Origin of the sequence: Marinobacter sp. NP-4(2019), from assembly GCF_003994855.1 — a bacterium.
GTDB lineage: Bacteria > Pseudomonadota > Gammaproteobacteria > Pseudomonadales > Oleiphilaceae > Marinobacter.
The window spans coordinates 1016552-1029581 of the sequence record NZ_CP034142.1 but is presented as its reverse complement, the minus strand read 5'-3'; the positions used below and the strand labels follow the sequence as shown (position 1 = coordinate 1029581).

Below are 13030 nucleotides of genomic sequence, written 5' to 3'. Positions count from 1 at the left end.
GCTGTTAGGATTGGTTTCTTAGTGCTAAATCGGTGAGTTTTTTCAACAATTGACAATTTGGAACTGTTGTGACGCATTTCGCAATTGGCGGGATACAAGGAGCAACAGGAATGTCCTCCAATGACATAGACTTCACGAACCTTTAGACAACCATTTTACTTCGACCAGGACTGCTCACCGGCATCAATTGAACCCAGGTTGTCGCGATCCCAGCCACGCATACCCGAAGACATAAGCTGAAGAAAACCATCGTCGGCTTGAGTGGTGCCCGCAATTGGCACGGCTCTCAACTCGTAGCTGTTGGCCGTCAGGTTGTAGATTCTCAGGTTATAGAAAGCATTTCCATCGACCGGTGACTGGCTTCGGAACACCGATGCATCGGGAACGGTGAGCGTGTCGCTAATATCTGAACTACCACCATCGGCACCAATGTAGGTGCTATTCCGGGTATAGTAGCGCTCCATGGCATTCGCAAAGGACGCCAAATCGCCTTGCGCATCTCCACGCCTGGTACTCTTAACGTGCTCCAGGTAACTGGGATAGGCAATCGCTGCTAGGATGCCAATGATGGCAACCGCGATCATCAATTCAATCAGGGTAAAGCCGGTCTGACCTGAGGGCCGTGAACACTGCATATTTTTCCTCAATCTATGTACTGCTTAGCGGGTAAGGAATCAATATAAACGTACAAACTCAATAACCAAATTTTGAGAAACGTGCCCCTCATACCCATCAAGAGTTATCAGTTATACTCCCCGCCCGGGTCCTGACAGGAAGTCAGCACCCAGTAATTACCAACAACAAGGAGCGTTCAGAATGCTGCCTGACAAGCATCCCACAGGTTTTACCTTACTGGAATTGATTATTGTCATAGCGATTGTTGCCATCACTCTGAGTTTTGCCGTACCTGGCTGGAACATGCTGGCCAACAAGGGTCAGCATAGAGCCATTCTTGAAAATTACCACGGACTGTTTGCTTTCGCCCGCTGGAGTGCCGCAAGCCAACGCAAGCTTGTTACCGTTTGCCCTCTCTCGGACAAACAACATTGCGTGGACAACTGGGAGTTACCGGTATCGGTGTTCATAGACGAGGATAAGGATAAACAACCGGACGAAGGGCGAATCCTGAGGCAATTTTCTCACGGGAATAGCTCATTTACACTGCGCTCACGGACCGGTGGACGGGGCTACTTCCGTTTCAATGAAAACGGCATGGCCCACGGCTCGCCAGGCAGTCTGGTCCTTTGCCCCAACGAAACCGGCAGTGGCACCATGACGTATATGCCTGTGAACATGGCAGGGCGATTTCGGGTTAAATACGATAATGACGCAGACGGCATCATCAAGCTGCGCTGGGGAGCCACCATTACGTGTTAAACGGGGCACAAGAAAAGCCGGTCGTCAGACCGGCTTTGATAGAGAGTTTATTTACTCCAGGTGTTCTCCCCAGTCTCGAAAGCCTTACTGTCATCCCGATCCCATCGCCTAGCTCCGGTAGAATCCAGCTCCAGCATGCCATCCCCGGCCTGGGCTCCCTTGGGAGTGGCCCTCAGGGTATAGGTTGTGGCGTCTGCCGACTGAATCGTCAGGTCATAATATTTGTCATTTCCGTCCAGGGGTGCCTCATCCGGGTAGATGCCGGGGGATCCCGTATCAGCCCCTCCGGCCGCAGCATCTTCATAGCTGTTGTTAGACGCATAATGCCTTTCCATAGCTGCCGCCAGCCCCATCAGTGCCCCCTGGCCATCCGAGCGCTTGGTCTTGCGGACATGCTCGGTATAGCTCGGGTACGCGATGGCGGCGATGATGCCTATGATAGCTACCACAATCATCAATTCGATCAGAGTGAAGCCTTTTTGAGCCTTGTATGATCTCATCAAACCTTAATCCTCATACCAATAGGTTTCCACAACACCCTTGACCGTATTAATGGTCTTGCACTCCGTACCGATACAGATAACATCCGTATCCTCAACCCGCATCCTCTGGGGCGTTGGGGGCAGGCCAGCGGTAATTAGCTCAACATAACGATCGCTCTTGGTCAGAGCATCATCAGCCCCTGTGCCGTCGTAATTCTGAACTGCCCTGCCATCAAACGCCGACAGGTGGTATAGCCTGGAGGTACCCGTTGGCGGAAGGCAGGGGTTATCGCTGGCTTTGGGTTCATAAGTGGTCACGTAGATTTCGTTATTGACCGTCGTACTTTCGGACAGAACCTTTTCGCCGGCATTGGTCAGACGAATGAACCAACCGTGTTTGCCCGCAAGTTCAGTCGAAGCAGCAGATCGCTGGGTGTCGGTACCCTGCTGAATGAGGTTATCTGTTGCGTCATACAGATCATCTTCGGTCAGGGTTTCATAGAGTATCGTTTCTTCCTTTGAGTCTGAAGGATCGATTGGCGCCGAACTTACCGATTCAATCTTCAGCATGTAGAGCCTGTCCTTGATCGTGGTATTGAGCGGATGCGCCTGGTAGCCGGAGCCGATCACCAGGCCCAGATACCGCTTGCCACCAATCTTGATACCGAACAGGTCCGGGGTATGGTAAAAACGACGGGCCTTCTCCTCGGAGGTTTCGGTCAGGTCGGAATGGGTGACGCCCATATTGGCGATACGCCCGCCGGTGACCACCAGGGTGTTGCTCTTACTGGAATCTCCCGTATCAAAACGGAAGATCTGCCCGCCCATATCACCAACGTATATCTGGTCGGCAAGGCCATCACCATTGATGTCCAGGACTTTGGGAGAAGCCGGAATACTGTACTGCATTTCGGACAACACAAGATCAGCACTGCTGCCGGAAGGGCCGGCCCACCATAGGCGTTCGCCGGTCGTTGCGTCCACAATATACACCGCCCTGCCCTCATCATCGGCAGTATGGGTGGTTGCCGAATCCTGATCCGGGTCGTAACCGCCGCCAAAGACCAGTACGTCATAAACCTTTTTCTTGATCGACACTTTGGTCTTGACCGGTGTCGACCAGGTTTGCCCCATTTCCTCAAACCCGGCTGTGCCGCCATCGCCCCCGGTGATGGACCACATAAGGCTCGGCGACGAAGAGTTGGTCACATCCAGAGCATAATAACTTCTGCCGCCACGACGCATGCCGGAGAAGATGCGAACAAAGTCATTATCGGAGCTGACGATCTTGCCATCGTGATTATCATCATGGCTCCACTTGACCACGGAGCCGTCCATGCCATAGAGCTTGGTGGAGGAGTCCGTACTGTTCATCATCGCCTGCTGGTTCTTTAGCAACTCCCGGGGGATAAAGGCGAAGTCACTTTCCCCTGTATTGCCATCCACTGCATGGACAAAACCCTGATTATCTGCGTAGTAGATAGTAGTATCCTGGGGCGTGGTAGTGGCATCGTAGATCACCAACTGGGGCACAGAATGCAGCGGATCCGCCAGCAGTTGCCGCGCATCGGTTGTATCCGAGTCACCGTCCTCATCGTTGACATCCACGCCACGGGTCCAATTGATAATTTTCTCGAATTCCGCATCGGTCATGGTGCTGTCACCAAGGTCTGCCTTGGTGATATTGGTGTTGGTGGTGACGACCTCATTGCCCGAGTTCGTGAGATCCGAACTGGTGCCGTCCAGGTTTGAATAAACGTTGCGGCTGGATGTCGTCGTTGGCAGCTGGGATGCGGCCCCCCCGAGGCTGACGTCCGGTCCGTCAACCACAGGGCTCCACCAACTTTTTGCCGTTTCTTTGAAGAAACCGGTGGTGTTGTCGATAGCGGGATTACCATTGGAATCCACGATGACCGCAATCGAGTTACCGGCATCGTCCGTCTGAATGTCCAGCTTATAGCGCTTCAGGTTGCCGTCCCAGATGGCGCCCTTATCCGACCGGAACAGGGCATAATAGAGAGTATTCAGGTGGTTCAGCCGATCGAAGGTATTGATCGCAACGCCCGGGGATACATAGGTTGTGCCCTGAGCCCGGACTGCCTGATAGATTTTATCAAATGCGTCCTCCAAAGCGGCCTGGTCATTGGCCAGATAATAATTGCCATCGCCGGCAGCGGCTGTATCCGACAGGAGTGCCTGGTCCGAGTGGAACCCGACAGTATGGGTAATCACGTACTGGTCGCCGTCCAGGGAGGCACTCAGATCGCTATCGGCCAGAAAACCGGCCACCTCGTCGAGGCAGCTGCCATTGGAATCCGATGCGTTCCCGTCCCCGCAGGTCTGACCTATATATGTACCGATAGCCGAATCGGTATCATCCGCAGTCGGCGCACCGTCGGTCAGGAAAACCGCATAGTTCTTCTGACACTGGTAGGTGACCGGCGAAATATAGGACTCATCCGTTGAAGAAATAACCGATGAAATCGGCTGATCATCATAGTAGGGGGCATCGCCACGAAAGTAGCGAGCGGTTTCAGCCAGGGTTTCAGATAAAGGTGTGTTACCCACCGGGTAAAGGTCATCAATCAGCCCCTTCAATGTATCCGCATTGTTCACCACGTCCACGGGTGCCGACATGATGTGGCCGCCACTCTCCGTCACCCGCTTACAGTTCTCGTTATTCTCGTCACATTTGGTCTGGATGTTGAACTTCATGACGCCGACATTCACGTCCTGCATCTTGTCGATGAGGTTCTTGGTCACCGTCTGAACCACACCCATTCGGGTAGTGCCAGCGTTATCAACGGTACTACCCATGCTGCCCGAGTTATCGATGATAAACATGATATTGGGCTTTACGATCTCCGAGGTGCCCGGCGGTGTAAAGAATATCTCGGTATCATCCGCATAAACCGGTCCGCTCGCTGTGGCGCCAAACGCCATTGCCACCACTGACAGTATCAGGCGGAAATTGATGTTTGTTTTCATTGCTCGTCACCCCCAGAGGAAACAATGCCAGTGAAGGACACACGATGAGCCATACCCGTCGGCCGGTGGATGTGAATAACGCCGGGTCGGCCATCGAAAGTATCCAGCTCGCTCACCTGCACTCGCCGGCCTCCGGCCTCAACAATCAGTTCCCCAGCAGGAAGGAGAGAGGAGGAGGGACAACCAGGACAGCCTTCACCACGAACGCCGACCACATCGCCACTGGCGCTGACCACCAATTCAATCGCCCGCGCCTCCACCGCCTCATAGGGCGAGTCTATAAGCCGACCCGCCGGCTCATCGGCCAACACCAATGACGCCAGCCCCCACAGCAACACGGCAACGACAGCCTTGAGGTTGAACATACTATGTGAGTAAAATTTGCTCATGCTTGCCTCCGGGGTGCGAACTCCCCTTTCTCGATATCAATAGTATTCAATGCCCTTGAACACCCGCGCGGATGCGCCGGTATTTGTCATGTTGGCCTCACCCTCCAGTTCGTAACGAAACCCCTTTAACTGGTTGGAGCTCTCGTCAGCATCCATGGAGCTGCCGCTAGTGACAATGACCTCACCCAGGTAACGCGCCTGATAACTTCCGCTAACGCCGTTATCGGAGTCGATGGTCACATTGACTTCGGAGCTCAGGCCGGAGGCGTTCTGCATGGATTCTCGCAACAGGTCGAGGTTGTTTGCGTACACCTGATCCATCAGAGATCTCACGGTACTCTCCGCCGCCTGGAATGACCGGTTTGAATTCTGGGAATTCACCGCCATGCGCTCCTGCATCACCGAGGTGTTCATTCCGGCAATCCCGATCAGCGTCAGCACCAGCAACACAATCAGGGATACAATCAGCGTTGCCCCGTGCTCTCTCGAAACTGAAACGATTTTTGCCTGCCTGTTCATCATGGTCACCATTAGCCTGTCAATCAGTCACGGTTGCGGAGCATTACTGTGGATACGAACGTCCGGCGCAAACGCCGATCCTCCGGGTGAGTGACGGCACCACCACCGCTGGTCCCGGTGATTGTCTCGCCGGGAAGGGCGTAAGCCGCGGTATCGTTGTCATCCCGGACCGGATCAGAGTGGCTGATCAGCATGCCGATCCGCAGTGCTTTCACACTTGTCATATCTCCCACCTCGTCAGCAGGGCGGTAACGAATATTATTAGTTGCCAACACTTCGCCGTATTCGATCTGGAGGTTCTCGACGTTTTCAACGATTTCTTCCGGTGGCAGGAGTGACCCGTCCAGCTGATTTATCTGACGGTATAATGCGAAAATGTCGTTGCCTCTGGCGTCATCCCTTCCAGTATCGGCGACGAAGTATACGGAGGAGGAAAATTTCATGATCCTGGCCTCTTCGGTATAGGCCCGGCTCAAAAAGTTTGTACTGTTTACGCCACTAGCATGAGCCCAAGTGTCGGAGGAGGGCTGACTGGAGATACGGAAGAGGTCCGCCGCCTCACAATTGGAAATCATTACAATATCGTTCTGGCCAAACCGCTCTACATCGTCGCCTTTTACCTGGACATTGGCATTTTCGACATCCATTTTTCCAGAGAGCTCAATCCCCATCGTTTCGCCACGCTGCACAGAGATCACGTCACTGCCCACTTTGGCATCGGACTCAATGTCGGTATTGTCATATTCCGTGCCGTCGGCCCAGGTTCCGTCCGTCACCTCCCAGCCACGCAACGTAGTCTCAAAAAAATCATCCGTGGGCGGGTCGTCTGCGATGACATTCAAGGTCACATCATCCGGATCGGCACAGCCCTGGAACCCGACCATGCGCATATCCCGGGCCATAAGGTCAATGGCAATGCGGGCAGCTTCCTGGGTTCGCGCCAGCGCATTGCTTACCTGAGAGGTCCGGTTGGAATCCATGTACACCGTGAACACGCCGAATATCAGGGTGGCGCTGAGAGCGAGCGCCACCATCAGCTCCACCAGTGAAAGACCACCCTGGGTTTTCCTCATACTGGCAATGTTCCTTACGTCAGGAGCCTTGATCATGTCATACCTCACAATAGAAACCGCACGGTGTATGAACCGTCGCCGCTAATCGTCTCGCCCGCGTCTCCCTCACGGGCGACTTCATCCCAGGTCACGGTGATAGTGAACCTTGACGTGGCTGCATCGAATTGAATCGTCCCAACGCCTCCGGGCAACAAGACCATATCGCTGCCTACCCCCTGGATCTGACGGGTCCATTCGACCTTATCCACCGTGGCCTGGTCGGCAGGCGTACAGCCGGCAGCATCTGTAGCGCAGGCCGGCAGAGTGGTTGAAGCCCCATCTGTGCTGAAGCCGGCATAATCCGACGCCCTTTCTTTGTTGGCGCGCATTCGATCAGCCATATCGTAGGCGAGGATGCTGGCCTGTGTTCTGAGATACGCTCCCTGGTTGTTACGCATACCCTCCAGAGTAAGGCCGGCCAGACCGAGCAGGCCTATCGCCAGAATGAACACCGTCACAAGGATCTCTATGAGCGTGAAGCCACGCTGGCTTCGGGCAGAGTCGCCGGTGCGGGAAAACGGATGTTTATGAGTACACTCTTTGTTCATGTCTTGGCTCACCATCACGGACAGGTAACGTCGTTGCCTTCATGGTCGTTCAGAATGCCATTGCCATCTGTGTCCCTGGCCAAATGGGTCTGACCCGAGAAATTGATCGAGATGGCCCTCGCTTCGGCAGCTCCCCTTTCGTCACAGAGAACAAACGTACCAGCCACATTTGGCGGGACAGCAGCCGAAGCCCTGGGGAAACCCTTGTTGTCAAACTGCACGTAATTGCCGCTGTCACTGGTCATATCAATAATTCTGAGCGTATTACCGCCAGCAAGCCCTCCGCTGACCTTGAGCAGCTCATCAGTGCCACCAAATGTCGCATTCATATCATCATCGCGGAATACAATGACACCGGTTTCCCAGTTGGAGTTGCCACTGCAAGTGGCGCTGTCTGTGGACGCACATACCGTAACGACACCGGAGAGAATCTTCGACGCTTCACTGCGTGCAAAGCTGACAAGGCTGGTTGTCTCATTGATTTGTGCAGAAAGGCGGTTATTCAGCACCATCTCACGGAAAGACGGGACCGCAAACGCTGCGATGATCCCGAGGATGATAATGGTGATCAGAAGTTCAATGAGGGTAAAACCCGAATGACGCTTGATTACAGACATAGATCCTTCCCAGTTTTACTTGGGTAAAGACTATGCCAGATAAAATTAAGAGGCCAGCGTCACTCGATCAGCGGCAAATGTCGGGGGATGAGCGGCATGTAAACTTTGTTTGGTGTGACGGCCATCACATACACGGGTACTCAGATACGTCCACGGCGCACCACCCGGCCCACATGCAAAATCAGCTTACATCCACCACATCAATCCGCAACTCCTTCGGCATGGAAAACACAATGTTCTCCTCCCTGCCCGCAATCTCCTCGGGCAGGTCGCCGCCAAGCTCGCGGAGGCGGGCTATTACGTCATTCACCAGCACTTCCGGGGCGGAGGCGCCGGCGGTGACGCCGACAGATTGTTTGCCGTCCAACCATTGCGGTTCAATCTGGGCGGCTTCGTCGATCAGGTAGGCGGGGGTGCCCATGCGCTCAGCCAGTTCCCGCAGTCGGTTGGAGTTGGAACTGTTGGGCGAGCCGACCACCAGCATCAGGTCGCAGTCGCCGGCCAGCTGCTTGACGGCGTCCTGGCGGTTCTGGGTGGCGTAGCAGATATCGTCTTTCCGGGGCCCCTGGATTTCGGGGAACCTGGCGCGCAAGGCGTCAATGACGCGGGCGGTATCGTCCATCGACAGTGTGGTCTGGGTGACGTAGGACAGCTTGGAAGGGTTCTGCACCGCCAGCTTTTCAACATCCTCTTCGTTTTCAACCAGGTAGATGTCGCCGCCGTTGCTGTGATCGTACTGGCCCATGGTGCCTTCGACTTCCGGATGACCCTGGTGACCGATCAGGATGCACTCACGGCCCTCGCGGCTGTAGCGCATGACTTCCATGTGGACTTTGGTGACCAGTGGGCAGGTGGCATCAAATACTTTCAGGCCACGGCTCGCCGCTTCATTCTGCACCGCCTGGGACACGCCGTGGGCGCTGAAGATGACCAGAGTGTCGTCTGGCACTTCATGCAGCTCGTCCACGAAAATCGCGCCACGATCCCGCAGGTTGTCGACCACGAATTTGTTATGAACAACTTCGTGGCGTACGTAAATGGGCGCCCCGAACACATCCAGGGCCCGATTAACGATTTCGATGGCACGGTCGACACCGGCACAAAAGCCACGGGGGTTCGCGAGTCGGATCTGCATATCTGCGCCTGCTGCTCTGGTTAGTGGGCCGGTCCGACCGGCTCCACGTCAATAATTTCCACGTCGAAGGTCAGTGTACGCCCTGCCAGGGGATGGTTGAAGTCCACTTCCACTTCATCACCCTCGACACGGCTGACGACACCCGGCAACTCCTGCTGGCGCGCATCGGCGAAAGAAATCATCACGCCCGGCTCCAGCACCATGTCGGCACTGAATTCATGGCGCTTGAAGGTTTGTACGTTGTTCGGGTTGTGCTGACCGAACGCTTTCTCCGGGGGTACTTCCACGGATTTTTGCTCACCCGCGGTCATGCCCATCAGATAGGCTTCGAAGTTCTCGGGCAGATTCTCGTCACCAATTTCCAGGGTGGCGGGTTCTTTCTCAAAGGTGGAGTCCACCACTTCACCGTCCTGGAACTTCAACGCGAAATGCAGGGTTACACGGGTTCCCTTGTCTACAGGCAATTCTTTCATCAGTGTTTATCACTCCCGTCCGCAGCCTCTTCGGGGTGCTTGCGGAACATGTCGAGAATCATCATGCCGGCCCCGATGGTGATCGCGGTGTCGGCCAGGTTGAACGCGGGAAAATGCCAGTCCTGCCAGTAGAAATGCAGGAAATCCACCACGTATCCATGCACTACCCGGTCATAGACGTTGCCCAGTGCGCCGCCGAGAATCAGGGCGATAGCAACGGCCAGCCAGGTTTCATGGCGTTTGAGGGACCGGAGCCAAATCACCAGGGCCACGCTCACGCCAATGGCCAGCACCACGAAAAACCAGCGCTGCCAGCCATCGGCGCCTGCCAGGAAGCTGAAGGCAGCGCCGGTATTGTGCAGCAACGTCAAGTTGAAGCTGGGGATCACGGGCACCGGGTTGCCATAGGTCAGCATGGCCGTTGCCATGGCTTTGGTCGCCAGATCCAGCGCAATCACCAGAACCGCCAGCCACAGCCACTTCAGTTTGGCGCCGGGGCGTTCATCGGTCATAACGGCATCCATCAGGCGAACGAGCGGGTTTCACCCGCGCCTTCCACGTTGGTGACACAACGGCCACAGAGATCGGTGTAGGTCGCGTGCTGCCCCACATCTTCCCGGTGATGCCAGCAACGCTCACATTTGGCATGGGCCGCCGGGGTCACCTTCACCAACAATCCTTCGTGGGTGGTGGGCTCGGCATCCCCTGCTTCGGACACCGGCTTGACCGTCGCTTCCGAGGTAATCAGCACGAACCTCAGCTCTTCACCCAGGTGCTTGAGATCCGCCGCCAGTTCGCCTTCGCAGTACAGGGTGACTTCCGCACTCAGGGAACCTTTGATTTCACCGCGCCCGCGGGCTTCTTCCAGACACTTGTTCACCGCTTCCTTGACACTGTAGATTTCACGCCAGTAGTCGCGCCCCAGCTCGGCATTCTCCGGCAGCGCCGTGAGGCCCTCGTACCAGGTCTCGTAGAACACGGTGTCGCCACGCTTACCCGGCAGGGTCTGCCAGATTTCGTCAGCGGTGAAACTCAGGATCGGTGCAATCCAGCGCACCAGGGCTTCGGCCACGTGGTAGAGCGCGGTCTGGCAGGAACGACGCTCGCGGCTGTCGGCCTGGGTGGTGTACTGGCGGTCCTTGATGATATCGAGGTAAAACCCTCCCAGTGTCGCTTCGCAGAAGTTGTACACCTTCTGATAGATACGCAGGAACGCGTAGTTCTGGTAGTCCTCGTTGAGTTCATTCTGCAACTGCAGGGCACGATCCACCATCCAGCGATCCAGGGCAATCATGTCCTCCGGCGCCACCATGTGCTGGTCCGGCTCGAACCCGGTGAGGTTGCTGAGCAGGAAACGCGCGGTGTTGCGGATTCGACGGTAGCCGTCCGCGGTCTGACGGAGAATGTCCTTGGAGACTGTCATCTCGCCACTGTAATCCGTGGCAGCCACCCACAAGCGCAGGATGTCGGCGCCCAGCTCGTTCATGACTTCCTGGGGCGCAATCACGTTGCCCATGGACTTGGACATCTTGTGACCCTTGCCATCCACCGTAAAGCCGTGGGTCAGCACCTGCCTGTAGGGGGCGACTCCGTTCATGGCGATGGAGGTTTTCAGGGACGACTGGAACCAGCCACGGTGCTGATCGGAACCTTCCAGATACATGTCGGCCGGGAACTGACCCAGCTCGGAACGCGGGCGCAGGACCGAATCGTGGGTCACACCCGAGTCAAACCAGACATCCAGGGTGTCCGTAACTTTCTCATACTGGTCGGCGTCTTCACCCAGCAGCGCGTTGGTATCCATCTCATACCAGGCGTCGATACCACCAGTTTCGATCTCTTTGGCCACCGCCTCGATCAGGTTCTGGGTATCCGGGTGCAGTTCCTGGGTTTCCTTATGGATAAACAGGGTGATCGGCACCCCCCAGGTACGCTGACGGGAGATACACCAGTCCGGAGACTGCTGGAACATGGCCTCAATGCGATTCTGCCCCCAGGCCGGAACCCAGCGCACACCCTTGATGGCTTCCAGGGCATCGGCACGCAGGTTTTCCTTGTCCATGCTGATGAACCATTGCGGGGTAGCGCGGTAGATCAGCGGTGTCTTGGTGCGCCAGCAATGGGGATAGCTGTGGCGGAATTTCTCGGAGAACACCAGTTTGCCCTCACGCTCCAGCGCGGAACACACCGGCTCGTCGGCTTTATACACGTGCACGCCGGCAAACTCGCCTGCGGCGGCGGTATAAGTACCATCCGCCTGCACCAGGTTCAGGGTATCGATGCCGTAGGCCTTGCCCACTTCAAAGTCTTCCAGGCCATGGTCGGGAGCGGTGTGTACGGCGCCAGTACCCGCGTCCGTTGATACGTGATCCCCCAGGGTCACCGGCACCTGCCTGTCGTAAATCGGGTGGTGAAGCGCCAGATGCTCCAGCGCGGCACCGGAACAGGTGGCCAGCACCTCGAAGTCTTCAACGGACCAGCGCGCCATAATGCCTTCCACCATCTCGGCGGCCAGGATCATACGCTCAGGGCCCCGCCCGACGTCCAGCTGAACCAGGGCGTAGTCCAGATCGGCACTCAGAGATACCGCCTGGTTGGCGGGGATAGTCCAGGGTGTGGTGGTCCAGATCACCACGGACACATCCCCTTCCCCCTTGTCGGTGCCAAACGGTAACAGAGCCTTGGCCTGGTCCACCGCGGTAAAGCGCACGTCAATCTGGGTGGAAGTCTTGTCCTGGTACTCTACCTCGGCCTCTGCCAGTGCGGACTGACCCACCACACTCCAGTAAACCGGCTTGTAACCACGAACCAGGTGACCTTTGGCGACAATCTTGCCGAGCGCGCGAACAATACCCGCTTCCACTTTCGGGTCCATGGTGAGGTAGGGCTTATCCCACTCGCCCATCACGCCCAAACGGATAAAGTCGGCTTTCTGCCCGGCGATCTGCTTGGTGGCATAGTCACGACAAGCCTGACGGAAGGTTTTGTAATCCACCTTCACACCTGCCTTGCCGATTTCCTGCTCAACCTTGTGTTCAATGGGCAGGCCATGACAGTCCCAGCCCGGCACATAGGGCGCGTCATACCCCATGAAACTGCGGGACTTGACGATCATGTCCTTGAGGATCTTGTTGACCGCGTGACCGATGTGAATGCTGCCGTTGGCGTAAGGAGGGCCATCATGGAGGATAAACTTGTCCCGCCCTTCACGCTGTTTGCGCAGGTTGCCGTAGACGTCCAGGTCCTGCCAGCGCTTGAGCATGTCCGGCTCGCGCTTGGCCAGGTTACCGCGCATGGGAAAGGCGGTTTCAGGCAGATTCAGAGTGTGCTTGTAGTCGCTCATGGTATGTGTGCGTACTCTTTCGGTCAGTTGTCATCAGTAAAATGGAG

The 13030-nt window shown here is 56.0% G+C and carries 13 protein-coding genes; 1 reads left to right on the top strand and 12 read right to left on the bottom strand.

Annotated elements, in window-relative coordinates; translation table 11 throughout:
- Positions 1-155 precede the first annotated feature (155 nt).
- A complete protein-coding gene (locus tag EHN06_RS04645; protein WP_127330608.1) occupies positions 156-635 on the bottom strand; it encodes a type IV pilin protein in 480 nt (159 codons plus the stop codon).
- A gap of 181 nt (positions 636-816) precedes the next feature.
- Here EHN06_RS04645 and EHN06_RS04640 point away from each other — a divergent pair, with 181 nt between their 5' ends.
- Positions 817-1377 carry a GspH/FimT family protein gene (locus EHN06_RS04640; RefSeq protein WP_127330606.1) on the top strand — a complete coding sequence of 187 codons (561 nt, stop codon included), beginning with the start codon at positions 817-819 and terminating at the stop codon, positions 1375-1377.
- Positions 1378-1424: 47 nt separating this feature from the next.
- Here EHN06_RS04640 and EHN06_RS04635 read toward each other — a convergent pair whose 3' ends face one another.
- From EHN06_RS04635 to ileS, 11 genes are all read right to left on the bottom strand, one after another.
- Positions 1425-1877: a type IV pilin protein gene (locus EHN06_RS04635; protein ID WP_127330604.1), complete on the bottom strand. Its 453-nt coding sequence runs from the start codon at positions 1875-1877 to the stop codon at positions 1425-1427.
- Positions 1878-1883: 6 nt separating this feature from the next.
- Complete coding sequence (locus EHN06_RS04630; protein WP_127330602.1) at positions 1884-4847, bottom strand: pilus assembly protein; 2964 nt, start codon at positions 4845-4847, stop codon at positions 1884-1886.
- Positions 4844-5236 carry a hypothetical protein gene (locus EHN06_RS04625; RefSeq protein ID WP_127330600.1) on the bottom strand — a complete coding sequence of 131 codons (393 nt, stop codon included), beginning with the start codon at positions 5234-5236 and terminating at the stop codon, positions 4844-4846. Before EHN06_RS04625 ends, EHN06_RS04630 begins: the two co-directional genes overlap by 4 nt.
- A 36-nt stretch (positions 5237-5272) precedes the next feature.
- Positions 5273-5758 (bottom strand): pilus assembly PilX family protein, encoded by a 486-nt coding sequence (locus EHN06_RS04620; RefSeq protein WP_228257410.1) that lies wholly within the window; start codon positions 5756-5758, stop codon positions 5273-5275.
- Between the two features lie 20 nt (positions 5759-5778).
- Complete coding sequence (locus EHN06_RS04615; protein ID WP_228257409.1) at positions 5779-6828, bottom strand: PilW family protein; 1050 nt, start codon at positions 6826-6828, stop codon at positions 5779-5781.
- A 44-nt stretch (positions 6829-6872) separates the two neighbouring features.
- Positions 6873-7415, bottom strand: coding sequence for a type IV pilus modification protein PilV (gene pilV, locus EHN06_RS04610; RefSeq protein ID WP_127330596.1), 543 nt, complete (start codon positions 7413-7415; stop codon positions 6873-6875).
- Positions 7416-7429: 14 nt separating this feature from the next.
- On the bottom strand, positions 7430-8032 hold the full coding sequence (locus EHN06_RS04605) for a GspH/FimT family pseudopilin (protein WP_127330594.1): 603 nt from the start codon (positions 8030-8032) through the stop codon (positions 7430-7432).
- Positions 8033-8213: 181 nt separating this feature from the next.
- Positions 8214-9167, bottom strand: coding sequence for a 4-hydroxy-3-methylbut-2-enyl diphosphate reductase (ispH, locus tag EHN06_RS04600; RefSeq protein ID WP_127330592.1), 954 nt, complete (start codon positions 9165-9167; stop codon positions 8214-8216).
- Positions 9168-9187: 20 nt separating this feature from the next.
- Positions 9188-9640, bottom strand: a complete 453-nt coding sequence (gene fkpB, locus EHN06_RS04595; protein ID WP_127330590.1) for an FKBP-type peptidyl-prolyl cis-trans isomerase — start codon at positions 9638-9640, stop codon at positions 9188-9190.
- Positions 9640-10164: a signal peptidase II gene (gene lspA / locus EHN06_RS04590; RefSeq protein ID WP_127330588.1), complete on the bottom strand. Its 525-nt coding sequence runs from the start codon at positions 10162-10164 to the stop codon at positions 9640-9642. Before lspA ends, fkpB begins: the two co-directional genes overlap by 1 nt.
- A complete protein-coding gene (gene ileS / locus EHN06_RS04585; protein WP_127330586.1) occupies positions 10164-12983 on the bottom strand; it encodes an isoleucine--tRNA ligase in 2820 nt (939 codons plus the stop codon). Before ileS ends, lspA begins: the two co-directional genes overlap by 1 nt.
- Positions 12984-13030 lie beyond the last annotated feature (47 nt).